This is a genomic window from Bacillus sp. AFS077874 (assembly GCF_002566505.1).
Lineage (GTDB): Bacteria > Bacillota > Bacilli > Bacillales > Bacillaceae_G > Gottfriedia.
In genome coordinates, this window is sequence record NZ_NUYF01000022.1 from 1 (window position 1) to 25,590 (window position 25,590).

The 25,590-nt window shown below is 32.0% G+C and carries 25 protein-coding genes and 3 tRNA genes; 6 read left to right on the plus strand and 22 right to left on the minus strand.

All coding sequences use genetic code 11. From position 1 onward, the window contains the following. Nucleotides 1–149 precede the first annotated feature (149 nt). The 16 genes from COJ46_RS18340 to COJ46_RS18415 all read right to left on the minus strand — a co-directional run bounded on the left by COJ46_RS18340 (nt 150) and on the right by COJ46_RS18415 (nt 14,251). The gene (locus COJ46_RS18340) at nt 150–2,042 is read right to left on the minus strand and encodes an LTA synthase family protein (RefSeq protein WP_097974313.1); all 1,893 of its coding nucleotides are present in this window, start codon (nt 2,040–2,042) and stop codon (nt 150–152) included. A gap of 298 nt (nt 2,043–2,340) precedes the next feature. After that, on the minus strand, nt 2,341–3,315 hold the full coding sequence (locus COJ46_RS18345; protein WP_097974323.1) for an ROK family glucokinase: 975 nt from the start codon (nt 3,313–3,315) through the stop codon (nt 2,341–2,343). Nucleotides 3,316–3,371: 56 nt separating this feature from the next. Further along, entirely contained in the window at nt 3,372–3,575 is a 204-nt protein-coding gene (locus tag COJ46_RS18350; RefSeq protein ID WP_097974311.1) for a YqgQ family protein, read from the minus strand. Between the two features lie 111 nt (nt 3,576–3,686). Continuing rightward, complete coding sequence (locus tag COJ46_RS18355; RefSeq protein WP_286145522.1) at nt 3,687–4,442, minus strand: M15 family metallopeptidase; 756 nt, start codon at nt 4,440–4,442, stop codon at nt 3,687–3,689. 175 nt (nt 4,443–4,617) lie between these two features. Beyond that, nucleotides 4,618–5,577 carry an L-lactate dehydrogenase gene (locus COJ46_RS18360; protein ID WP_097974308.1) on the minus strand — a complete coding sequence of 320 codons (960 nt, stop codon included), beginning with the start codon at nt 5,575–5,577 and terminating at the stop codon, nt 4,618–4,620. A 174-nt stretch (nt 5,578–5,751) separates the two neighbouring features. Beyond that, the gene (locus COJ46_RS18365; protein ID WP_176522457.1) at nt 5,752–6,315 is read right to left on the minus strand and encodes a 5-formyltetrahydrofolate cyclo-ligase; all 564 of its coding nucleotides are present in this window, start codon (nt 6,313–6,315) and stop codon (nt 5,752–5,754) included. Between the two features lie 120 nt (nt 6,316–6,435). Beyond that, entirely contained in the window at nt 6,436–6,585 is a 150-nt protein-coding gene (gene rpmG / locus COJ46_RS18370; protein WP_056475024.1) for a 50S ribosomal protein L33, read from the minus strand. A gap of 85 nt (nt 6,586–6,670) precedes the next feature. Beyond that, complete coding sequence (locus COJ46_RS18375) at nt 6,671–7,657, minus strand: nucleotidyltransferase family protein (protein WP_098566175.1); 987 nt, start codon at nt 7,655–7,657, stop codon at nt 6,671–6,673. A 137-nt stretch (nt 7,658–7,794) separates the two neighbouring features. Beyond that, nucleotides 7,795–8,448 (minus strand): phosphate signaling complex protein PhoU, encoded by a 654-nt coding sequence (phoU, locus tag COJ46_RS18380; protein ID WP_097974302.1) that lies wholly within the window; start codon nt 8,446–8,448, stop codon nt 7,795–7,797. Between the two features lie 23 nt (nt 8,449–8,471). Beyond that, nucleotides 8,472–9,233 (minus strand): phosphate ABC transporter ATP-binding protein PstB, encoded by a 762-nt coding sequence (gene pstB / locus COJ46_RS18385; RefSeq protein WP_235832755.1) that lies wholly within the window; start codon nt 9,231–9,233, stop codon nt 8,472–8,474. A gap of 314 nt (nt 9,234–9,547) precedes the next feature. After that, entirely contained in the window at nt 9,548–11,707 is a 2,160-nt protein-coding gene (locus COJ46_RS18390) for a peptidoglycan D,D-transpeptidase FtsI family protein (protein ID WP_098566176.1), read from the minus strand. Nucleotides 11,708–11,809: 102 nt separating this feature from the next. Beyond that, nucleotides 11,810–13,027, minus strand: a complete 1,218-nt coding sequence (locus tag COJ46_RS18395) for an MFS transporter (protein ID WP_098566177.1) — start codon at nt 13,025–13,027, stop codon at nt 11,810–11,812. Nucleotides 13,028–13,143: 116 nt separating this feature from the next. Then, complete coding sequence (locus tag COJ46_RS18400; RefSeq protein WP_088010981.1) at nt 13,144–13,752, minus strand: superoxide dismutase; 609 nt, start codon at nt 13,750–13,752, stop codon at nt 13,144–13,146. 235 nt (nt 13,753–13,987) lie between these two features. Then, nucleotides 13,988–14,077 (minus strand) — tRNA-Ser (locus tag COJ46_RS18405). A 12-nt stretch (nt 14,078–14,089) separates the two neighbouring features. Continuing rightward, nucleotides 14,090–14,166 (minus strand) — tRNA-Met (locus COJ46_RS18410). Nucleotides 14,167–14,176: 10 nt separating this feature from the next. Beyond that, nucleotides 14,177–14,251, minus strand: a tRNA-Asn gene (locus COJ46_RS18415). 315 nt (nt 14,252–14,566) lie between these two features. Here COJ46_RS18415 and COJ46_RS18420 point away from each other — a divergent pair. The 3 genes from COJ46_RS18420 (at nt 14,567) to ispG (ending at nt 16,994) form a co-directional block, all read left to right on the plus strand. Continuing rightward, complete coding sequence (locus COJ46_RS18420; protein WP_098566178.1) at nt 14,567–15,325, plus strand: DUF1189 domain-containing protein; 759 nt, start codon at nt 14,567–14,569, stop codon at nt 15,323–15,325. Between the two features lie 118 nt (nt 15,326–15,443). After that, entirely contained in the window at nt 15,444–15,776 is a 333-nt protein-coding gene (locus tag COJ46_RS18425) for a hypothetical protein (RefSeq protein WP_097974294.1), read from the plus strand. 117 nt (nt 15,777–15,893) lie between these two features. Further along, a complete protein-coding gene (gene ispG, locus COJ46_RS18430; RefSeq protein ID WP_056475001.1) occupies nt 15,894–16,994 on the plus strand; it encodes a flavodoxin-dependent (E)-4-hydroxy-3-methylbut-2-enyl-diphosphate synthase in 1,101 nt (366 codons plus the stop codon). A gap of 60 nt (nt 16,995–17,054) precedes the next feature. Here the strand turns inward: ispG and COJ46_RS18435 are convergent, their stop codons facing one another. The 4 genes from COJ46_RS18435 to COJ46_RS18450 all read right to left on the minus strand — a co-directional run bounded on the left by COJ46_RS18435 (nt 17,055) and on the right by COJ46_RS18450 (nt 21,020). Next, nucleotides 17,055–18,137, minus strand: coding sequence for a sulfate/molybdate ABC transporter ATP-binding protein (locus COJ46_RS18435; RefSeq protein WP_098566179.1), 1,083 nt, complete (start codon nt 18,135–18,137; stop codon nt 17,055–17,057). An 11-nt stretch (nt 18,138–18,148) separates the two neighbouring features. Further along, on the minus strand, nt 18,149–19,030 hold the full coding sequence (cysW, locus tag COJ46_RS18440; protein WP_098566180.1) for a sulfate ABC transporter permease subunit CysW: 882 nt from the start codon (nt 19,028–19,030) through the stop codon (nt 18,149–18,151). Between the two features lie 2 nt (nt 19,031–19,032). Further along, entirely contained in the window at nt 19,033–19,863 is an 831-nt protein-coding gene (cysT, locus tag COJ46_RS18445) for a sulfate ABC transporter permease subunit CysT (protein ID WP_098566181.1), read from the minus strand. A gap of 107 nt (nt 19,864–19,970) precedes the next feature. Further along, nucleotides 19,971–21,020, minus strand: coding sequence for a sulfate ABC transporter substrate-binding protein (locus COJ46_RS18450; protein WP_420488107.1), 1,050 nt, complete (start codon nt 21,018–21,020; stop codon nt 19,971–19,973). 441 nt (nt 21,021–21,461) lie between these two features. Between COJ46_RS18450 and COJ46_RS18455 the strand changes: the two genes are divergently transcribed. Next, nucleotides 21,462–22,226 carry an arylamine N-acetyltransferase family protein gene (locus COJ46_RS18455; RefSeq protein WP_176527955.1) on the plus strand — a complete coding sequence of 255 codons (765 nt, stop codon included), beginning with the start codon at nt 21,462–21,464 and terminating at the stop codon, nt 22,224–22,226. An 85-nt stretch (nt 22,227–22,311) separates the two neighbouring features. Further along, nucleotides 22,312–22,443, plus strand: a complete 132-nt coding sequence (locus COJ46_RS25095) for a hypothetical protein (protein ID WP_286133454.1) — start codon at nt 22,312–22,314, stop codon at nt 22,441–22,443. 38 nt (nt 22,444–22,481) lie between these two features. Here COJ46_RS25095 and COJ46_RS18460 read toward each other — a convergent pair whose 3' ends face one another. Beyond that, nucleotides 22,482–24,092, minus strand: coding sequence for a M20/M25/M40 family metallo-hydrolase (locus COJ46_RS18460; RefSeq protein WP_098566183.1), 1,611 nt, complete (start codon nt 24,090–24,092; stop codon nt 22,482–22,484). Between the two features lie 224 nt (nt 24,093–24,316). Further along, nucleotides 24,317–24,772 carry a hypothetical protein gene (locus tag COJ46_RS18465; protein ID WP_097974281.1) on the minus strand — a complete coding sequence of 152 codons (456 nt, stop codon included), beginning with the start codon at nt 24,770–24,772 and terminating at the stop codon, nt 24,317–24,319. A 296-nt stretch (nt 24,773–25,068) separates the two neighbouring features. On the opposite strand from COJ46_RS18465, the gene COJ46_RS18470 reads away from it, so the two are divergent. Next, nucleotides 25,069–25,500 carry a VOC family protein gene (locus COJ46_RS18470; protein WP_097974279.1) on the plus strand — a complete coding sequence of 144 codons (432 nt, stop codon included), beginning with the start codon at nt 25,069–25,071 and terminating at the stop codon, nt 25,498–25,500. Nucleotides 25,501–25,590 lie beyond the last annotated feature (90 nt).

A 25,590-nucleotide genomic window follows, 5' to 3' on the forward strand; every position in this document is an offset into this window, starting at 1 on the left:
GAGGAGGCGAAAGAATCTCGTCCCATGGAAAGCGAGCATCCTGTAGTGGAAATCAACAACACTCTACTCCTTTTACGAAAATTTGGTAATTTACAAGTTTTTTTCAACAGCTTAAAAAAGCACTCCCATTAAGGAAGTGCTTTTCATATTTATTCAAACTTCGTATCAGCTTTTTTATATTTAACTTCATAGAAACGAAGTAAATCTTTATAAATAATCGAGTTTGAATACTCAAGTGATTTATTTGCTTTTGCTAAGTCTTCTTTAGGTGGTTTTTGTCCTTTTAATTCTTCACCTGTATTTGGATCATACATCTTCTCACCAGTGTAAATATATTTATCAGTAACAATTGTTCCATCACGGAAAACTACAAAGTTTTTGTGTTTTGGAGAGAAAATATCATTACCAAAGTTGATAGATGTTTTATTTGGATCTTCACCTAATAAGTTTAAAATTGTCGGTTTAACATCAATTTGACCTGCAACTTTATGAACTGTTTCACCCTTAGTTTGTCCAGGTAAGTGGATAAAGAAAGGTACTTTTTGTAATTTAACATGTTCTGCAGGTGTAATGTCTTGTCCTAATACTTCACTCATTGCACGGTTATGGTTTTCAGAAATACCATAGTGGTCACCATACATAACAATGATTGTATTATTATATAAACCTTTTGCTTTCATTTCTTCAACGAAATGTTTAATTGATTCATCTAAATAACGTACTGTTGTTACATAATTATCAACAGTTTGGTCTCCAGTTTTTAAACGTGGAATCATTAAATCTTCATCATTTAATTCGAATGGATAATGGTTAGTTAGTGTAATCATACGGTTATAGAACGGTTTAGGCTCTGCTACCATTTTGTCTACTGCTTGTTCAACGAAGTATTTATCTTTTAGTCCCCAGCCAATTGAAGTAGCTGCAGATACTTTAAAGTCAACTTCATTATAATAACGGTCATAACCTAGACTTGGATACATCATGTCACGGTTCCAGAACGATTTATTATTTGAATGCATTACTGAAGTGTAATAATTTTGATCCTGTTTAAGGATTGCTGGTGTTGCAGTAAACGTATTACCACTGTTTGTAAAGTAAACAGCACCACGATCTAATGGGAATAAACTATTATCAATTAAGAATTCAGCATCAGATGTTTTACCTTGTCCAGTTTGGTGGTAAAAATTATCAAAATAATAACTTTCTTTCGTAAATTTATTTAAGAAAGGAGTAATTTCTTGTCCATTAATTTTTCGTCCAATTACGAAATTTTGTAATGATTCTAATGAAACTACTACTACGTTTTTACCTTTATATTTACCATGTAATTGTGCATTCACACCTGTATCGTTAGCACGTATAAAGTTTTCGATTCCTGCTAATTCACTATCATCAGCCATCGCTTTTTGAGCAGATGTTTTTGATTGAATAACCATATCATATAAGTGGTAATTGTATAATCCTAAGAATTTAACAATGTATTCTCTATCAAATGAACGTGTTAATAATTGTGGACGTTCAGTTTCTGCTAATCCAAGGTTAACTAAGAAAATAGCAACCGCTGCTAAGAAATAAGCTGTTCTAGCTTTCCCTTTAATGTTACCAGTAGTAAAGAATTTTTTACCCCAGAAATAATTAACAGCAATTAAGATAAAAATATCAGAAAAAGCTAAGATTGTTTTATAGCTAATCATTGCTTTAACACTTGAACCTAAATCCCCAAAGTTTCGAGTCATAAATAACACTGGAATCGTTACGAAATCGTCAAAGAATGAATAATAAGCCGTATCAGCTACTAAAATAAAGGACATGATTACAGTAATCCATATAACTGCTCTATTTCGTTTTGGTCCTTTTGCAAAAAGAGCTATACCTATAAATATTAATAATGAAGATATAGGAGCAATTATTAAAATAAATTCTTGCATTGAATTTTCAATTTCTAAATCAAAATAAAATTGGCTTAGAATCGTTGCTTTAATCCATAAAAGGAATACAGCAAGTAACGGGAATCCAAAGTTTTTAATAAACTTTTTCCACATATTCTGTTCCTCCTCTTGTTTAGACTATTAATCTATTTTATCTATAATAATACAATGTTTGGCATTTCACATATCTATTTTATTGGCATTTAAATACCAAGAATTTTTAAAATGATTCATACAATTATTAGCTACTAGATGAATGAATCTAAATAATTTATTTGACGTTACTTTAGTTTTTTTCTAACGTCATTCAATTTATCATAAACTAGTTCTGTCGTCAAATAACTAATTTTTTTTTCAATTCAATACAATAAACATAATAAGGTACTTCAATTAGAAGTACCTTAAATTCAAGTTAAATTTCATTAGTAATAAATTTTTTTACTAAATAAGCTGCTCCAATTGCTCCTGCATCGTTCCCTAATTTTGCAATTGAAAGTCTTGTCGAATCTCGCACTGTTGTAAAAGCAAATTCGTCAAAATATTTCTTTAGAGGTTTTAATAACAGTTCACCTGCATTTGATACTCCGCCACCAATAATGATATTTTCAGGATTTAAAGTATTTCCAACTCCGGCTAAAACTAAAGCTAGATATCTCATTACATGATTAACGATTTCTTCTGCAACTTCATCACCATTGGAATAAGCTTCAAAAACATCCTTTGTAGTAACTGGTGAACCATTCGACATTTCTTTTAAAACTGTCTCTTTTGTCGTATTTTGTAATTTCTCATTTGCTATTCTTGCAATTCCTGTAGCTGAAGAGATAGTTTCTAAGCATCCTCTTTTACCACAGTTACATAATACTCCATTTTCAAGTTGTACTGTGATATGGCCAATTTCACCAGCAGATCCACTAATTCCATGTGCAACGTCCCCATTTACAATTACGCCTCCGCCCACTCCTGTTCCAAGCGTAACCATTACTACATCTTTTGCTCCATTTCCAGCACCTTTCCACATTTCGCCAACAGCTGCTATATTTGCATCATTATCAACGATTACAGGAATTCCTGATTCCTTTTCTAGAATTTCCTTTAAAGGAAAATTAACCCACCCTAAATTTACTGCTGCAAATATAAGTCCATCTTCTAATCGAACCGAACCTGGAGCTCCAATACCGATTCCAGCGATTTCTTCCTTTGTTTTATCCATCTGTTTAAGCTTTTCTTCAATTGCAATTGTAATTGTTTTAGGAATATGCTTACCACTATCAGATTTATCTGTTGGTACTTCCCATTTATCGATGAATTCCCCGTTATTTGTTAATAATGCCAATTTAATGCTTGTACCACCTAAATCGACACCTACAATCATTTTAGCCATAATGTCTTCTCCCTTCGCAGTGAAATCGTTTGCAATAGATTCTAAAAAAAACGATTTATTCAAACCGTTTTATTTTTTATTTCATCCATCTCTTTTTTTAATATCATGGTCGCAATTTGTAAATCTTTACTTTCAAGTATATTCGCTAAAAATAATTCTTTTAGCTCATCTTGCATTAACATCAAGTCTGCTAATCGATCACCTGTATAAATAATGGTCCCATAGTTCTTTAGAAATTGTTGAATATCATATACGGATTTCATACTTAACTCCTATTATTTTATCTTTCTAAACATGTAATAAGTATAAGTTGGAAACGATTACTCGTCAATGTGAAATACCAAACAAACCATTTATTTTGTAGGCATTTTTAATTATTTTTTAGGCTTCATTACTTCTTCTAAAGCTAAATCATTTTTATATAAATATGTAGCGTATTTTATCCCGAGATATCTTATATGCCATGGTTCATAATTGTATTCAGTAATATCGACTTTGTCCTCTGGATAACGAATGATAAATCCAAAATCATGTGCATGGTCTGCAAGCCAAGTTCCTTCTTTCGTTTCTCCAAATCCTTGTTCAAGCTTGTTACCGAAGTTTGGAGATGATACATCTATTGATAAACCTGTTTGATGTTCGCTTGTACCAGGAACAGCACTAAAAGATTGAGTCCAATCTTCACCATGAATTTGTACATAATAATTATACAAGCTTTTTTGGCGATCAAAAGAGCGATATGCGGAAACTGGAGTCAGCTTTATGCCATCTGCTTCTGCTCTTTCAAATAATTTTTCTAAAGCATGAGCTGCCTCTTTCCTCATTAATGTCTTATCTTTATTTACTCCATGTAAAGGAACAACCGGATAAACTAGATCTGGTGGTTCATACCCATCTGGTAGCTTTCTTTCTTTATTAACTAATACTAAATTAGATGTAGGGTTCGTTACAGCTAATAATCCATTCTCAGCTTCGATCGCTGTATCATCGTAATTAGGAAATTTCAATGAAGTCTCATTAGTCTTTTTTAGATGATTATTAAAAAAACTTTGGTTTCCAAAAAATAGAGCTAGTCCAATAATGAATATTACTATTAATACCCATGAGTACTTACTATTTATTTTTTTCAAAATTACCTCCTTAATTCTTTTTGTTACTTTTACAATATAAAAAGTTGGCATATTTTTCAAATATTCTATACAATAAGACCTCTTTCAAATAGAAAGAGGTCTTATTAACTAATAATATTTTTAACTTCTGAAAAAACATTACTAGTGTTTGTTAAATTTTATCATCATCATTCACTTAATTTTCTTTACCCAAAATAGGTTCCATCGTTTTTCTTAATGTGTCTACGGAGTTTTTAAACTGACGTTGTTCTAATTCATTTAAATCTAGTTCAACAACTTCTCGAATTCCACCACGATTAATTACTGCTGGAACGCCAATATATATATCGTGTTCTCCATATTGTCCATCTAAATATGCAGAAACCGTAATAATACTATTTTCATTTTTTAGAATCGCTTTTGTTAATCTAACTAAGCCCATTCCAATTCCATAGTATGTTGCACCTTTTTTCTTTATAATGTGATATGCGGCATCACGTGTATTTAAAAATATTTCATCAAGCTCTCTTTGGCTGTATTTTGGATTTTTCTTTAATACATGGTGTACTGGTGAGGTACCAACATTTGTTTTAGACCAAACTGGCAGTTCACTATCACCATGTTCACCGATAATATATCCATGGATATTTCTTGCATCAACATTAAAATAATCCCCAAGCATATATCTAAAACGTGCAGTATCTAAACTAGTACCAGATCCGATTACTCTTTCTTTTGGTAGTCCTGAAAATTTCCAAGTTGCATAAGTTAAAATATCTACCGGATTTGTGGCAATTAAAAAGATACCGTCAAATCCTGAAGCCATAATTTCTCCAACAATCCCTTTAAAAATAGCACAATTTTTTGCAACTAAATCTAAACGAGTTTCTCCAGGCTTTTGAGCTGCTCCAGCTGTAATAACGACCAAACTTGCTTCTTTACAATCACTGTAATCCCCAGCCCAAATTTTTGTTCTAGAATCTACAAAAGGCAAACAATGACTTAAATCCATTGCGTCCCCTTCCGCTTTATCTTTATTTAAATCAATCATAACTAATTCTTCGGCAACACCTTTATTTAACATACCAAAAGCATAGCTAGCTCCAACTGCGCCTGTTCCGATAAGTGCGACACGATTTATTTCTTTGTGTAACATAATATCCACCTCATTTGTGTTATTAAAGTGTAAGTAATTGGGACTTCTATATTATATATGTATTTTCCCTCAAAGTTTGTGAAACTTTTTACAAATTTGTTACAATATTAGTCCAATAAGACTCTAATTCAGTCTTACCTATTTTCAAACAAATCGCGTCACATTATGCACTTATTACATCGCTTCTATTATTCTTGACTCTGTTAAAATCAAAGGCATCTTAATGTCATGTTTTTCGGTTGGTATTTCTTCAATAATTTGAATGTCATAAGCTAAGGCTAAGAGTTGTTTATTATAATCTTCTAAGTAGCGATCAAAATAACCACCACCATATCCTAGTCGTTCACCATTTTTTGTATATGCTACTCCAGGCACAATTATTAAATCAATAAGTTCTTTACTTATTTCCTCGCATTTTTCTTCTATCGGCTCTTGGATTCCAAAATAACCTTTCTTTAAATCATCAAATGAATTGATTTTGTAAAAATGCATTTTTCTAGTCTCATGGTTGCATTTAGGGACAACAACTGATTTATTCATTTTCCAACAAGCAGTGATTAAATACTTAGTATTTATTTCATGCTCCATTGGCATTGTTGTTGCTATTATATCTCCACTCTTCATTTCTTCTGTATTTAATAATTTTTCTATAATTTGTTTTGACTTTTCGTCTCTTTCCGATGCTGAAATATTTTTCAAGTTTTTCATCATAGAATTTCTAATTTCTTTTTTTTCCATAATAATGGCCTCCATAGGTCAGGATCGAGTTTTCTAAAGTAAAAGTTTTTATTGATATGTATTCTAATTAAAATTATAAGTATTTAGATATAAAAAAAACAGTAGGAAAATTCCTACTGTTTACTTTGTTTCGCGATGAACTGTAACTTTTTTAAGTCTTGGGCAATATTTTTTAAGCTCAAGACGGTCTGGGTTATTACGTTTATTTTTAGTAGTGATGTAGTTACGATCTCCGCATTCTGTACATGCTAAAGTAATATTTACGCGCATTTTATTTTCCCTCCTGACATAGTGACATAATCAGACTTGTATATAATAACATTCTTTCGCGATAATTTCCATAGTTTTTATTGATTCAATGTATTTCTTTTGATATTTTTTTTATTGAATTATGTACAAACTTATTCTCATAATTCAGAGTATATTTTTGAAAGACAGCTTGATGATGTAATACACTGCCTTGATCGATGCGAATATTAGAACTAATCGACACATATGGGCCGATTACACAGTTCTCTTCAATCGTAACATCATTCCCAATAATAACGGGAGAAACAATCTTAACATTATTATTTATCGTTACATGCTCACCTAAAAAGATTCTCGGTAATATTTGAACGGCAGGAATAGGTAAGTTTAATTTCTCTTCAATCCAATCTACGTTTAGCTTTGCAAACCTTCTAGGTGTCCCATAATCAATCCAATAACCTTTTAAATGAAAAGCATTTAAACCGATATTATTTTTTAACATTAAAGGTATCAGATCATTACTAATATCAAAATAACGATTTTCTGGAATTTGATATAATAATTCAGGACTCATAATATAAATTCCAGTATTAACTAATTTACTTATTTCACTACCTTCATTCGGCTTTTCAATAAAATCGATTATTTGTCCATTTTTTACTTTTACATTTCCGTATGATCCACATTTATCAACTTGTTTTACAAACATAGAAAATTTACTTTTACTTTCAAAATGAGTTTTTAATGCCTCTCGAATATCACCGTCAAATAAAATATCACCATTCACTAATAGAAAGGGTTCATGAAGAAAATGCTTAGAAAGTCTTAAACATCCAGCAGACCCTAAACTTTTTTCTTCTATAATATAATCAATTGAAACATTTTTTAATTTCATTGCATTAATTGTCTCGATTATTGCTTGGGACATATAATGAAGTTGAATGATAAATTCATTAAACCCAAGTCTTGTTAAATGTAATATTAAATGCTCAATTGCCGCTCTATTTGCGATTGGTAATAGTGGCTTAGGAATGTTGTTAGTAATTGGTAAAAGCCTTTGACCGTATCCTCCAGCTAAAATAACAACCTTCATTTATTACCACCTCAATATCTTATACTAGTTAAAGAAGTATGCTTAATATTACATAAATATGACAAAAGGGCATTCAGGTAAATTTTGTCTGAACACCCTTTTAATTTATTTAACTGTTATAAACTATAGTCTTATATTTATTGATTTAATAAATAATGTTTCCCTTTAACTAAATAATAAATATTCTCTGCAATATTTGTTGCATAATCAGCAATTCTTTCAAGATATCTGCAAATAAATGCCATTTGCATGATATTAGATACATGCTCAGGTGAATTTGCAATACTTGTCATTAAAGTTCTAACAGTAGTTCCATATAGTTCATCAACAATATCGTCAATTTCACCAATCTCTTTGGCAGCTTGTAAATCTTCTGTTCGGTATGCTTCTGAAGCTTTTGTTAACATATCTAAGCCAAGTTCATGCATCTTTTCTATATTCTCTAATGGTAAGTTTTCTTGACGACTACGAATACGAATTGTCGATTTTGCGATATTTACTGCATAATCCGCAACTCGTTCAAGATCATGAGCAATTTTAATAGCAGTTAAATTTCTTCTTAAGTCTACAGCAACTGGTTGTTGTCTTGTAATAATCACTAAAATTAATTCATTCACTTCTTTTTCTAATTTATTAATGCGCTCATCTTCGTCAATTACTTCTAAAGCTAGTTCAATATTTTCTGTACGAAATGCCGCCATACTTTTAATGACTGCTTTTTTTGTTTTCTCAGCCAATTCGATGATCATTTCTTGTAATGTTTTTAAGTCTGCTTCAAATTGATTTCTCATCTCTTTTCACCTGTTCCCTTCTATTATCCGAATCGTCCAGTAATGTAGTCTTCAGTACGTTTATCTTTAGGTGTTGAGAACAGTTTATTTGTATCTGAGAACTCAACTACTTCACCGCTTAAAAAGAAAGCAGTTTTATCAGAAACACGAGCTGCTTGTTGCATATTATGCGTAACAATAATAATACTGAAATCTTTCTTTAAATCGTGAATTAACTCTTCAACTTTTAAAGTTGAAATAGGATCTAGCGCTGACGTTGGCTCATCCATTAAAATAACATCAGGCTCGATTGCTAAACAGCGCGCGATACATAAACGTTGTTGTTGCCCTCCTGAAAGACCAAAAGCATTCTCATGCAAACGATCTTTAACCTCATCCCAAATTGCTGCACCTTTTAAACTTTTTTCAACAATCTGATTTAATGTAGCTTTATCTTTAATTCCATGTATTTTTGGTCCATACGCAACGTTTTCCCAAATTGATTTAGGGAATACATTTGGCTTTTGGAATACCATTCCTACGTGTGTTCTTAATTCTTCAACAGGATAGTTTTTATCGAAAATATCTTGTTCGCGGTAAAGAATTTTCCCTTCTGTTCGAACTGAAGGAACTAACTCAACCATACGATTTAACGTTTTTAAATAGGTCGATTTACCACAACCACTAGGTCCAATAATCGCAGTAACCTCATTCTCATAAATGCTTAAATTTATATTTTTTAATGCTTTATCTTGTCCATACCACAAATTTAAATCTTGAGTATCATATACAATTGATTTTTTCATGTTTGTATTTGTCTCTTCAATATCATCATTTTTAGTAATATTCTCTCTATTTAATGTCATTGTCATAACTTTCGATCCCCTCTCATCCTAAAGGAAGCATTCTATTTTTGATCTATAAAATATTAACTAAACAATAGATAAACTTTATAATCGTTAAAATTCATTAGTACTTACATGAATAATCATATTCTCAAACTATTAAACCTGTTTTAACCGAATGTAAAGATTATGTAAATAAGTTAAAAAAGGTGAAGGATGGGTGTAGAAAAGGAGTTTTCCAAATAAAAAAGAGAAGGGTTTAACCCCTTCTCTTCTTATTGATTATTATTTTGAGTATCTTGATTATCTTGATTGTCTTGCATATCTAAATTATCTTTTGGTTCGTCATTATAGATTGATTGTCTTTCTTTTTTCAATTTAAAGTATTCATCCATAATATCTCGGCCAATGTATTTATTTACTGGCGCTTGGTCAGTTTGTAACCATGGAACTACTACGACAAAGGCAATTTCGGGATCGTCATACGGTGCATAACCCATCAATGTTTCATTATAAGTTTTTTGTGGCCCATTGTATTTTTTACGATCTGGACCGTCGTATACAGATTGGGCTGTACCTGTTTTACCGGCTATTTTATAATCTACGCCTGTGAAGTATTTGTGAGCAGTACCACCAGTTTCATTATAGACTTTGATTAAACCTTGTTTAACATGATCGATGTATGATTGTTTCATATCAATACGGTTTAATACTTTAGGTTTAATTTCTTGTCTAATGACTCCACTATCTTCGCCGATTGAAGGTTGTCTTAATTCTTTCGCAACATGTGGTTGAATTCTGTAACCTCCATTTGCGATTGTAGATACATATTGAGCTAATTGTAGTGGTGTATAAGTATCATACTGTCCAATCGCCATATCTAGTAGGAAACCTGGGCTTTTGTCTACACCTTTAAATCCAATTGCTTCATTTGGTAAATCAATTCCAGTTTTAACACCTAGACCGAATTGGCTGAAACTATTTCGGAATGTATCAAACGCTTTTACATCGATATCTAAAGGCCTATTCTCAACGTAATGTGCATGTCCAATCGCCATAGCCGTGCGGAACATATAAACGTTTGAAGAATATTTTAAGGCATCTAAATCATTAATCCATCCGAAGTTTTTATATGACGCTTTTACAGGTGTTCCTGCAATTTTAATGGGAGTATCGAATTGCCTTTGTCCTGGAGTAATTGCCCCAGTTTGATAACCAGTTAAAAGAGTTGCACCTTTTACTGTTGAACCCATCTCATAAGATGAAGTAACATTTCCAGTTGCGTAATCTACAACTTTATTTTTTCCTGTCTTTTTGTCTTTAACAATTTGCTTTCCTGACATTGCTAATACTTCACCCGTTTTCGGGTTAATCATTGTAACAAATGCACGGTCCAAATATCGACCATTTGACGTTGCTTTTGCTTGTACAAGCCTATCTTTAATTATTTTATCTACCTTACCTTGAAGTTCAATATCAATTGATAGTACTAAATCACTTCCAGGTTCCCCTTCTGTAATCACCTTCGTATCAACAACATTTCCATTTGAATCAATAACATTTTGTGCCTTACCTTTTGTACCACGTAAAACATCTTCATATTGCTTTTCAATATAACTTTTTCCGACACGATCATTACGGTCATAACCACGTGCTAAATAATAATCGACATTTTGAGCAGGTAATCCTTCTTTTTCAGAAGTAATATTACCTAAAATTGTTCGGAACGTATCACCATAAACATATTTTCTTTCCCAATTTGTTGTTACATCTACACCTGGAAGCTGATCTAAATGTTCACTAACTGTTGCATATTCTTTTTCAGTAACTCCCTCACTTTTAATTGTTTGTGGAGTTAGTGCATAACCAGCACTCATTTGTTTGTAAATTGCAAGTATCTGTAAGTCATTTGCACTAAGTGAATTAATATTATCTGCTGTAATTTTATCAATCTGTAAATTATAGTAAGCTTTATTGTAAGCAGCGTCATCATCTTTATTTTGAGCTTTTAGTGTTTTATCCTCTTCTTTTGATACTAATTTTTTTGCATCTTCAGGATTTGTTAATAACCAATAATCTTTTTTATCTCGTTCAGTTATTTTATTAGTTGGCATCTTTAGATAACTTTTTAATTTTGTAGCCATTGTTAATAACTCGCCTGAAGTTGTCCCTTTTTTTCTTGTATACGTAATTGTACGCAAAGGCGTATTATCTACGACAACCTTTCCGTTACGATCTAAAATTTTTCCCCTTGGTACAGCTTGGTCGACGGTCATATTTTCTGTACGCTCTAATTCTAATTTATAGTCTTCACCTTTAACAATTTGTACGACACCTAGTCTTAGAATTAAAAAAGAAAATAAGACAAACACAAGAAAAAATAGTGTATTCAGTCGTGTTGGTAGTGTGATTTTATATTTCTTAGGCTTATTCATTTTTTCTCCTCTTTTTTCTACAATTACTAATTCTACATATTAATATTTTAATGATTCGGAAAAAGAATCACTGCTAAGTTTTTGACAATTTAGTGACAATACTTAAGCATGCTTATATTCTAATTTCCTCATTACGAAATAGACCAAAAAGTGTCCTGCACCAAATAAACACATTAATAATGGAATAAATTGTTCTGGTTGGAATAGTGATGTACATACAATGAAAACGGCAATAGAAAACATTCTACCGCTATTTAAATACACTTCACGTATAACGATATATTCCACTCTATATTCCCTGGCCTTATACGATTTTCCTATTATATCATATGTTAAAGATAAGTAAGGTACTAAAATGATTGGATATGCCAAAGAAATTATTGCACCGTAAATGATTAATAAAGGAAATGAAACTTTAAAAGCGATTACAAAAACAGCGCAAAATAGTAAAAAACCACCAATAAATATAGCTTTCATTCTAAAATTTTCTTTAATAATTCTTGTAACAATATAATAGGTAATAAAGCTAATTAACGATGTAATTAATCCGTATTTCCCTAATGCAAATTCACTTCCTGTCGATAAGAAAATATAAATTGAAATAACAAACATAAAAATCCCTTCACGAATCCCCTGAAAGAAATTAGCATATGTTACTCTCCGCCAATTATCATTTAATTTTCTTTCTTGAATGACGCGCTTAATATTGAACTCACTATCAAGTTCCCGTCTAACTAAGAAGCAACTTAAGACCACTGCACATATAAATAAAATAACTGCAGCAAGAAACACAAAATGATAACCTTTATTTCCAATCATTGAAGAAATAATCGCTCCAGCTATAAATGGGCCAAGCATTCCCGTGAACGAATTAATTAGCCCTAAAAAACCATTAAAAAATTGTCTAGTTTCAGGTTCTGTAACTTCAAACGTTAATAAGTTAAACGCTAAGTAGTAACAGCCATTTCCTATTCCTAAAATCGCTCCAATTAATATTGTTGCTAATAATGTCTTCGTTTCAAATAGTAAAACGACTATGTAGAATATTGCCAAAAACGAAATACCCGCTCTTAAAATGACAACTCGATCAATGGTTTTAGCTAATCTACCTGCTATTACGAATGTAAGAGCTTGAAAAAATGCGATCGAAAATTGGTACGAAGCAATTGGTAAATAATTATTTGATTGCTTCCACAAATAAACATTTACAAATGTGCTAGATAAAGCTGTCGCTAGAGTAAACAATCCACCGACACTTAGTAAAAGAATTAAATCTTTATTCAAATCTACGTCACCTAATAAAAATTTCCACTTACTCATCATAAACTCTCCTTTGTCTCATGAACTAGTTTTCCGAGTAAATGAAAATTTATCCTTTTTTAAACATAAAAAAAAACACTACTTAAATAAATTAAGTAGTGTTCATTTTTTATAAATTATTTAGCAGCTTGGTATAATTCTTCTACTTTTTCCCAGTTTACTACATTCCAGAATGCACCAACGTAGTCAGGGCGTTTGTTTTGGTAATTTAAGTAGTAAGCATGCTCCCATACATCTAAACCTAAGATAGGCGTTTTGCCTTCCATTAAAGGTGAATCTTGGTTAGCTGTGCTAGTCACTTCTAATTCACCATTGTTTACTACTAACCAAGCCCAACCAGAACCAAAACGAGTTAATGCAGCTTGAGTGAAAGCAGCTTTAAGCTCATCTAAGCTACCGAATTTAGCGTTAATTGCTTCAGCAACTTCACCAACTGGAGTGCCAGTGCCTTCTGGAGTTAATAAAGTCCAGAATAAGCTATGGTTAGCATGACCACCACCATTGTTACGTACAGCTGTACGGATACCTTCTGGAAGTGCATCTAAGTTTGAAATTAATTCTTCAATTGAAGAAGCAGCTACTTCTTTACCTTCTAAAGCAGCGTTTAAGTTTGTTACATATGTATTGTGGTGACGAGTGTGGTGAATATTCATTGTTTCTTTATCAAAGTGTGGCTCTAATGCATCATAAGCATAAGGTAATTGTGGTAATTCAAATTTTGACATTTTTTATTTCCTCCCAAAGATAATAGTGAATTTCAATTTAAAGTTATCAAATATACTGAAAGATTTCAATAGTAATGCTTGAGAAAAGGGAAAGAAAGTAAAAAAGATTTATTTTTGGAAGAAAATTATTTAAGCGATGTGGATCAGAAAAGATATAAAATCTTCTTAGATTAATTTATAAACCAAAAACGAAAAAAGTCTTCAACATGATAGTTGAAGACTTTTTCACTAATTAAGGAGTAAGAGGGATTCGAACCCCCGCGGGCTGTTACACCCCTGTCGGTTTTCAAGACCGATCCCTTCAGCCGGACTTGGGTATTACTCCATAATAAAAGATTGGTAGCGGCGGAGGGAGTCGAACCCACGACCTCACGGGTATGAACCGTACGCTCTAGCCAGCTGAGCTACACCGCCAAACTATAAATGGCTCCGCAGGTAGGATTCGAACCTACGACCACTCGGTTAACAGCCGAGTGCTCTACCACTGAGCTACTGCGGAATAATTCCTGTTGTCCTTAAGACAATATTTAATTTATCATGTTTCGAACTAGACGTCAACACTTTTTATTTTTTTTTTTGATTATTAATTTATATTAACTATTTTTTAGTGAAAATAAATTGTTTTATCGAGATTTAAAGCCAAACTTAAATACAATCCTAAAACCATTGTATTTCTCTTCTTATATGCTCTTATCATTTTAATTAAAGTTTAATATTCAATTACCAAAAAAAGATTATAATATACAAAATAGCCCGAAAGTTACATAATAAATTTCGGGAAGTGAAATAACATTAAATAAGAAAGGATGAGTTTATGAATATATTTAAACAATTTTGGTTTAGTTTATACTCTCCAAAAACAATATCAAGATATAGACTCCAAAAAATCGGTAAAACAATCTTTTTTCTTTTCCTACTAGCAATTTTATATACTCTTCCTGGATTCTTTTCATTAGTAAAAGATGTGAAGCTTCAGGTCAATAATGTTTCTGATCTGCTTAAAGATAATATTCAATCAATTACTTTAACCAAAGGATCTATAACAATAAACGACAATACACCATTCGAACGAAATATCGGCGAGTATAAATATGCTTTTTATCCAAAGGAAACAGTTATACCTACAAAATTAAAAAATGAACAGTATGCATTTGTTGTATTAAAAAATAGAATAATAATGAAAAATGATAAAGGCGAACAAGATTTCCCTTACCCTTCATTAAAATCAAGAGTAATAAATAAAGCGGACGTTTCAAAATTTATTGAAAATATAAAAGAAGCACTTCCAGTAGTCTTAATCGCGTTATTTTTCTTATTTTATTTAGGTTATAGTATCTCCATATTTATAATTGCTACATTATTAGCGTTTTTGGCATCTTTATTTAAGTCGACTAAGCACTTGCCTTTTAGACAACGCTTTGCAATGGTTTCGTATAGTTTAACACTACCTACTGTTCTCTATTTATTGCTAGGATTATTGAAAGTAAATATTTCATTCCAAACGTTAATTTTTATAATATTAACAGTTGCTATGTACACATTAACAATTAAAAATTTACCATCTAAAAAATAATGTTTACTGAAGTGTGTTTCACACTTCTTTTTTTTTGCTAAAAAATTTATTAGTCCAAGCTCCTAGTAGGAATATTCGTTGTGGACAAGCATATAGTCTACAAAAGGAGTGATGATTAATGAAAAAAATAGCTTTTTTACTAGGTTCTTTATTGCTTGCATATATAATATTCTTTGACCTTCAAGTAGGGACGATCCCAACTAAACATATTGCTACTGTGGCAAAAGCAACAAAATCAGAAACAAAAGAAACCTCACTTCCAAAATATGAAAAAATTCAAGTTAAAAACGGTGACACTGTTTTAGGAATTATCGAAAACCTTAACCCTGATTTTAACCAGCCAATTAGCCAAATTACAAAAGATTTTAGTGCATTAAACAATGGACTTTCACCTACTAAAATTCAAAGTGGAAAATCATATAAATTCCCAATTTACTCTTCACAAAAATAAAATTTGTGATATATTTCTTTAGAACCAGTTGATAAAATGAGTAATCATGAAGAAAATATGATAATGTAGATTTATACAAAATAGAAATAAAGTTATTTTTGAAGGAGCGAGTTACTCGTGAACGAAATTACACATAGAAGTAAAACACGTGCAGTTAAAGTAGGTAATGTAGTTGTTGGTGGAGCAAATGAAATTTCAATCCAAAGTATGACAACGACAAAAACACACGATGTTGAAGCAACAGTTGCAGAAATTAAACGACTTGAAGAAGCTGGATGTCAGATTGTTCGAGTTGCAGTACCAGACGAAAGAGCTGCAAATGCAATCGCTGATATTAAAAAACAAATTAACATACCACTTGTTGCAGATATACACTTTGATTATAAATTAGCCTTAAAAGCAATTGAAGGCGGAGTAGATAAAATAAGAATTAATCCAGGTAATATCGGGCGTAAGGAAAAAGTTGAAGCAGTAGTAAATGCTGCTAAAGCTAAAGGAATTCCGATTCGTATCGGTGTTAATGCTGGTTCATTAGAAAAACGAATCTTAGAGAAATATGGTTACCCAACTGCTGATGGAATGGTTGAAAGTGCATTACATCACATTAAAATTCTTGAGGATTTAGATTTCCATGACATCATCGTATCAATGAAAGCATCAGATGTAAACCTAGCAATCGAAGCTTATGAAAAAGCTTCAAAAGCTTTCGACTATCCTTTACATTTAGGTATTACTGAATCAGGTACATTGTTTGCTGGTACAGTTAAGAGTGCAGCTGGTTTAGGTGCAATCATTAGTAAAGGGATCGGAAATACAATGCGTATCTCATTAAGCGCAGATCCAGTTGAAGAAGTAAAAGTTGCGAGAGAATTACTTAAATCTTTCGGTTTATCTTCAAACGCTGCGACATTAATTTCATGCCCTACATGTGGTCGAATTGAAATTGACTTAATTAGTATTGCGAATGATGTTGAAGAGTACATCTCAACATTAAAAGTACCAATTAAGGTTGCCGTACTTGGATGTGCAGTAAACGGTCCTGGTGAAGCACGCGAAGCAGACATCGGTATTGCTGGAGCTCGTGGTGAAGGATTACTATTCCGTCACGGGGAAATCGTACGTAAAGTACCTGAAGCAACAATGGTTGAAGAACTAAAACGCGAAATCGACATCATTGCCAAAGAAAAACTAGCTGAACTAGAAGCAGCAAAAGGTTAATCATAACAAAAAAGGTTAAGGACACTGCTCCTTAACCTTTTTTATTTTTTTCCTATCTTGTCAAATCGAATAATCTTGAGGAATAAATACCTTCAATTCATTAGGACGGACAAAAACCCTTTCTCCAAGTTGAATATTTAGTTCGTAAAATAATTCGTTCATGAGTTCAATTTCAACATAATCATTTGTATCTTCCCGTAGGACTTCCACATATACGATAGGTCCTACAGCATGAATATGGGTTACGATTGCACTGATCGAAGTTTGATTTGTTTCAAATTTTTCGATTGTAATTTGATGAGGTCGAACATATCCCGTAACCTCTTTATGTTCTTTATGTTCTTGTTCAACTAATTCTGGTAATGGAATTTCTAATCCTCCACTTATTAAACTCCCCTTATTTATCCTTCCATGAAATAAATTTACTTTGCCAAGAAAATCATAAACAAACGGACTTGCTGGCGTATGGTATACTTCCTCAGGTGTTCCAATTTGTTCAATCGTCCCGCCATTCATAATGACAACTCGATCTGCAACTTCAAGTGCTTCCTCTTGATCATGCGTTACAAATATACTCGTAATATGAATTTCATCATGGAGTTTACGTAACCATCTTCTTAAATCCTTTCGAACTTTTGCATCTAATGCCCCAAATGGTTCATCTAATAATAATACACTTGGTTCAACAGCTAATGCTCTAGCTAATGCAACACGTTGTCTTTGTCCACCTGATAATTGAGAAGGAAATCGATTTGCAAAGCTTTCTAATTTTACTAAAGATAGTAATTCCATTACTTTCTCATTAATTTTTCTTTTTAACGGACGTGTTGCTCTTGGTCTAACCTTCAAACCAAAAGCAATATTTTCAAAAACCGTCATGTGCTGAAATAAAGCATAATGCTGGAATACAAATCCTACATTTCTTTCTTTTACCTGCACATTTGCTACATCCTGATCTTCAAAAAATATTTCACCCAAATCTGGATTTTCTAAACCGGCAATTATTCGCAGCAATGTTGTTTTACCCGATCCGGATGGACCTAATAAAGCAACCAATTCCCCTTTTTTTATATTTAAATCAATTCCTTTTAAGGCAGTTTCATTTTCATAACTTTTTATTACATTTGAAACTTTAATTGACATACAATCCGCTCCTATTGTTTTTCTTCCTTTAGAACTTTCCATTCAATTATATTTTTAATAACTAATGTCAGAATCGCAAAAATGGACATGAGTGACGCAACTGTATATGCTTGTGGAAATTGGTACTCATTATATAAATTTTCAATATGAAGTGGCATCGTAATTGTTTCTCCGCGAATATGTCCAGATACAACTGATACAGCACCAAATTCTCCAACCGCTCTTGCATTGCATAATATTACTCCATACAATAGTCCCCATTTAATTTTCGGAAGTGTCACCTTCCAAAAAATATGCCATCCATTCGCACCCAAAGTAAGTGCAGCCTCTTCTTCAGCACTCCCTGTAGCCTGCATAACCGCAATTAATTCTTTCGCTACAAAAGGCAATGTGACAAAAATTGTTGCTAGAACAATTCCTGGGGTTGAAAAAATGATTTTCAAATTATGTTCCTTTAACCAACCACCAAAAACCCCATTATTGGGACTAAATAATAGAACAAATAAAAATCCAGCTACAATTGGCGACACTGCAAAAGGTAGTTCAATTAACGTTACTAATATATTTTTTCCTTTAAAATTAAATTTCGTTGTAGCCCAAGCAATTGAAACGCCAAAAATCGCATTAAGTGGTAACGTAATAATCGTTACCAAAAAAGTCAATTTAATTGCTGCTAATGTCTCATCATTTACAATCGCTTCTTTATAAACTCCAAAACCATCTTGTAAAGCCTTTATAAAAATTGAAACTAATGGAAGAAATAAAAATATCGCTAAAAAAAGTATGACAATACTAATTAGAATGATTGGAAACGTATTGCCGTTCAATTTTGCTTTTTTCTTTGTACTAACATTCACTTCTATTTTTCTCTCTATCTTAAATTCTCTTTCCATTCTTAATTCTTACCCCCTTGAACAAAAGCACGATTTGCGTATCTTTGAAAAATACTAATGATCAATAAGAGTAAGAAAGAAGTTACTAGTAACACAACTGCAAGTGCAGTTGCACCCGAGTAATCATATTGTTCTAATTTTGTCATTATTAACAAGGGTGTAATTTCAGTCTTCATTGGCATATTTCCCGAAATAAACACGACAGACCCATACTCACCTAATGATCTTGCGAAAGCTAAAGAAAATCCAGTCAATAATGCTGGTAAAATCCCTGGAAAAATTACCTTCCAAAAAATTTGAAAACGGTTTGCACCTAGACTTGCCGCTGCTTCCTCAACATCTTTTTGAAAATTTTCAAGAACAGGTTGAACCATTCTAACTACAAATGGTAACCCGATAAATGTAAGAGCTATAATAATCCCGAGTGGTGTATAAGCAATTTTGAAAGAGAAAAATCTTCCAACCCATCCTTCAGGAGAATACAATGTTGTTAAAGTAATACCAGCAACTGCAGTCGGTAATGCAAAAGGTAAATCAATGAATGCATCTACAATTCGTTTTCCAGGAAAACGATAACGAACAAGCACCCAAGCTACTAATAAACCAAAAACAGCGTTAATAATCGCCGCAATAAAGGCAGTTCCAAAACTAACTTTATAAGACATTAGTACTCTATGTTCGCTAACAATTTTTATAAATTTTGACCAACCTATATCGAAAGAATGTAAGAACAGCATCGATACTGGCAGAAAAATAAAAAAACTGATATATAATATTGAAAATCCAAAGGTTAATCCAAATCCAGGTAGGATTCTTCTCCGCTTCTTAAACAAATTATGTCAATCCTCCTTAAAATAAAAATCAAATAAAGAAGACTTGGCTTAAGCGCTTGTAAAACGCCCAATAAAGTCCAATGTCCTCCTTATTTTCCAATTAGGTATTATTGATAAATTTGGTCAAATACTCCACCATCATCAAAATGCTTCGATTGAGCTTTACTCCATCCACCAAAATCTTTATCAATTGTTAATAATGGCAGGCTAGGATATTGTTCACTATATTTAGCGAGAATCTCTTTATCTCTCGGACGATAATAATTTTCTGCAATGATTTTTTGACCTTCTTTACTATATAGATAAGATAAGTAGGCCTTTGCCACTTCTTCAGTTTTCTTTTCCTTCACATTTTTATCAACAACCGCAACAGGTGGCTCAGCTAGAATACTAATCGAAGGATATACAATATTATATTTCCCCTCACCTAATTCCTTCACTGAAAGTAATGCTTCATTTTCCCATGCAATTAATACATCTCCAATTCCTTTTTCAACAAATGTAGTTGTTGAACCACGTGCGCCAGTATCTAATACTGGAACGTTTTTATATAATTTCTTCATAAACGCTTTTACTTTTTTCTCATCACCATTATATTTTTTGTCTGCATAGCCCCAAGCAGCTAAATAATTCCACCTTGCGCCACCCGAAGTTTTTGGATTTGGAGTAATCACTTGAACTCCTTTTTTCGTTAAATCATCCCAATCCTTAATATTTTTCGGATTTCCTTTCCTTACTAAAAAAACAATTGTTGATGTATAAGGAGTTGAATTGTATTTAAATTCTTTTTGCCAATTAGGGGATAGTAGTTGTGCCTTTTCATTGATTGAGTCAATATCATATCCAAGAGCTAGTGTAACTACATCAGCGTCTAAACCGTCGATTACTGCCCTAGCTTGCTTTCCAGAACCACCATGAGACTGTTTAATTGTTACAGTTTGGTTATGTTCTTTTTCCCAATATTTACTGAAAGCTTTATTATAATTTTCATATAATTCACGAGTTGGATCATAAGAAACATTTAACAATTCCACATTTTTATTTGCTGCTTCAGTATTAGTAGCCTTCGATTTATCATCCTTCAAGGTCGCATATAATACTCCCGAAACTGCCAATACAACAACTACCGAGCTAATAATCCATTTCTTTACCCCCACAATGATCTGCCCCTCTCAATTTCAATTTTCTGATTTTTATTTGTACCCATCTCTACACTTCAACACATTAGAATCTCCCCTTTAAGGCACAAATGTAAAGAAAACTTGTCGATTGCCTAGCGTTTTAGGCGAAGGCAGAGACGTAGTTGCACTTATACTTTATTCCTAATTGGTAGCCCGCCGAATACTCTTCATCGCTGCCAATTTATCCTTTTTAAAGTGCAAAAAGACCCTTAACTAATGAAAATAGTTAAGGGCCTTTGGTCTTCCAATCAGCCATATTGATTTTTTATATAAGCTTAATAATAAACACACTATTCCTATGTGTCAACTATGATTTTAGAAATTTCCAAATTATTTCTCTTATTTTTCACTTTTTATACAATCCTCATTGTATACTCAATATATTTACTCTTTACATTACATTTTATGGAGGATTTCATGCTAGTCGAGTCATATTTTAAACACATCCGTTTAAATAAAACCCAAACAATTTCATATTCCTCATTAAAACAAATTCACAAGCATCATTTACTTTCAATACCATTTGAAAATATCGATATTATTTCTCAAATACCGCTCTCAATGAATCCTTCTGAAATTATGAAAAAAATAGCTACAGGTAAGCGTGGTGGGATTTGTTTTGAAACGAATTCATTACTTTTTTCAGTCCTACAGGAATTAGGTTTCAATGTATCATTTATTTCAACCAAATTTTGGAATGAAGAAAAACAGTGTTGGAATCCCGAATTCTCACATTTATCTATATTAGTAAAAATTAACGAACAAAACTATCTCGCAGACGTAGGAATTGGTGGCGGTTTTTTAGAACCACTCTTGCTTCGTGACCATTATGAATACTCAGATCCAAACGGATCCTATCGAATGATTGAACAAGACGATTCGAATTTCATCCTTCAAAAATTCAATGGAACTTGGAAGGATTTACTATTCATTTCAATTATTCCAAAACAGCTCCAACAATTCCAAGATCAATTTAATTACTTTCAAAATAGTAATGAAACAATTTTCACCCAATATAAAATCGTCAACTTATTAACGAAAGAAGGAAGAATTTCATTATCAGATCACCAATTAAAAGTAACGAAAAATCATAGAATCTGTATAACTGAAATTAAAAATCAAGATGAGTGGCAATCCATTTTTAATAATCTATTTAATCAAAAAGCAGAAATGAAAGGATAAACGATTTGGCCATGCCTTCAAACTTCTAATAAATTAGTTATTTTTGCACAAATTAACTGTAATCGAAGTGAAGGGAGCTAATAAATTGAAAAATCGCGAAAAGCAAAACAGCATTATAAGAGAAAGAAGAGAAGACGAAATAAATAATATAAATCAGAGCAAACAAAATAACCAACCACTTCCTCAGCCAAAGGATATTGAAGAAATAGAATACTAAAAAAAATAAACCTTCTATATTAGAAGGTTTTATTTTTCTCATTTCATTTTACTAATCATATGAATCACTTCTTCTACTATATAAGGTACTTCTTCAAATGCATTCCTCATATGTAACCTCTCAGTTAACTTATGCGCATCTTTTCCGAACGGTCCGATATTTAACACAGGCGCATTTAATTTTTCCATTAAACTAAAAGGTAGAGTATAACTATCTCCCCATACTGGTGTATTCGACTCGAATGCTGTCCATCCGCCAAGCGAATCACTGTAATTAACATAACTTAAGTCACTTATTCCGTTAAAATAGTGAATACGTTTTACGGGTAAATTAAACTGATTACTAGCAAGCTCAGAAGAAAATTGAATACATTTCTCCACTAACTCATCTCCAGTAGAATTTATTGCTGGATAGTAAGGTGGTGCAAATAAAATGATAATAGCAGGTGCAAGCTCCTGACATTCAATCATTAAATTGTCTGCAATTCTAAAGGCCTTCTCACGATCATCCCATTCACTGTGCGAATGAATTTCTTTTTTAAGATTTAACACATACTCCTCGCCGAGTTTCCTAATAGCATATTGCTGCAAGTCTGTATATTGGATAACTTTTACTTTCCCTACTGGATTTACATTTTGTTTTTTACAAATATTTTCATATTCAAAACTACATTCTTCAGCAGCTTCTTGTGCTACTTTTTCGAACAGATTAAAAACTTCAGAAGCATTTCTTTTCATTAAAAACACATTATATAGCGCACATGAACGAAAAGGTGTTTGAGTCGAATACTCTAACCTCAAGTCCTTCTGCTGTAATGTAACAGGTAACGGAGTTTTCTCACCAAAATCAATCTCTTGAAACTCCTCATTCCACTCCATTTTTCTAGTTAAAAAAGATGCAATATATGGAGATGTTATGCCACTTAATGGTTCTCCAGCATGAGTTTCTTTACCATAAAATAATGCGGCTGGCATTATTTTACCTATTGTACCAGAGTAAATATAATACTTTGGATCACCTGGTTCTTGTGAAAATACGGGCTCACCATTTAAAAATAATTTAAAATTCAAATCATATTCTTCCTGAAGATTTACAAGAGTTGAGACCGCGTCACGCATTCCAGCCGAATTTACCTCTTCATCAGGAACAGTTAATAACAAAAGATTAATCGGCCATTCCTCAATACTAGCTTTCTCAATAAGACTCATATGCATCGCAAGTCCCATTTTCATATCCATCGAACCACGACCAAATAAATATTCACCAGAATTCAAATCACTTTGAACTTCTTTTGATAATTCATTTAGCCGTTCATGAAAAGCATTTGTTAAATCTTCTGTTTTGGTAGACAAATGTTCAAGCTCACCATATTCTTCTGTATTTACCGTATCAAAATGACTTATAAGACAAATCGTATCTTTAACATCTGGCTTTTTATACAATGCAGTTAAAAATTTACGACCTTTATCTGAATCATGTAACTTCAGTTGATTTGGTAAATCTTTAAAATATTGTAAAGCTGATAGCTTGTTAAATAAATTAATAGGAAATTGCCGTTCCCCATCTGTTAGCGTTATACTTTTCCAGCTTACTAATTCTGAAAGTAATGTTTTCAAGTTTTCAGGTGAATTCCATAACATCTTATTCATATCTGTCCCCCATAATCATTCTGTAATTTAAGTTTCACTATCTCTAATTGGAAATGGGTAATTCAATCAATATCTCACCTATTCTATAAATGTAACTTAATACCTTTTTTAAATAGTAAAAACGTTAAAATAAAAAACCATCTATTTCTAGATGGAAAAATTAATAGCAGTATTTAAACTAGATTGTCAGACTGATTACAAGTGCTTGGCAAGCAGTTTGACGTTTAATATTGCGCTCCATTTATATTCCACACAATAAAAGTACACACAAAAATTAGTCCAAAAAAGAACATTAAAATAAATCCCGATAATTTTGCTAACCCTTTTTCTTCTTTTATAATTGCTACTACACCAGTAATTAAGCTCGCAAAAAGACAAATATAATAAATATAAAATGATATAACCTTTATTGTATTTAAAGTTTCGATTGTAAATGCAAAAATCGCACTAATTAAACTACCTAAAACAAAGAAGTATGCTAATTTACCGATTTTTTGACTAAACTTAATTACTCCATTTGTTATAATTCCAAAACAACTAATTAGAGAAAGCCAAAAAATCCCTTCTAAGATTCTTCTACTAACAATTGGCAATGAGTTCGCAAAATGTCCTATAAATGAAATAAATATAACAAACAATAATATGAAGACATTTCTTCTATATTTTTTGAGCTCCTGCAAACCACTCAGCCTCCTAGGCTATAAGTTTATTAAACATCTTGCCCTAATGCATACTATTCAACAATAGAGGTAATTCCCCTCTATTTAACGGATAAAATAACAAATAAAAAAAGAACAAAAGTTCCTGTTTTATGTCGAAAAACTTTAAAATAGTCAATATTGCAAACATATGTTCTTTATTTTATAATTTAGATATGGATCGATTAGAATATGGTAAAGGATAGACAAGCGTTTTAGAATATTTAAGTTCTTTCAAATTATCAAAATTAATATTTAAACAAGGAGTGAAGTGGAACATGTCATTAGAATTAATCCCTTATTTAATCATGGATGGAAATGCTCAAGAAGCAATCAATTTTTATGAAAAAGCACTTGATGCAAAGGTATTATTTAGTCAAACTTATGGAGAAGTTGGAGAGGATTCAGAAGGAAAGATACCGTCTGATGCTAATAATTTAATCATGCACGCAACGATCCAAATCGGAGAATCAGTATTAATGCTTTCAGATACTTATCCTGGTTACCCGTTCCAAAGTGGAAACCAAGTAACAATTTGTATTTCTACAAATGAAATTGAAATTTCAAAACGATTTTTTGAAGGCCTTTCAGAAGGTGGCAAAGTAGAGTTACCATTACAAGATACTGGATTTAGCCCATGTTATGGTAAAGTAGTAGATAAATTTGGCGTACTTTTTCAAGTATTTACACACCCTGCCGGGCAGCAATAATTTCATTTATTAATTATCTATTCTTGAACAGATTGCTTGTTACATCGTTCTAAACTTCCATGTTCTAAAAAATTCTTAGTTAAAATTTAT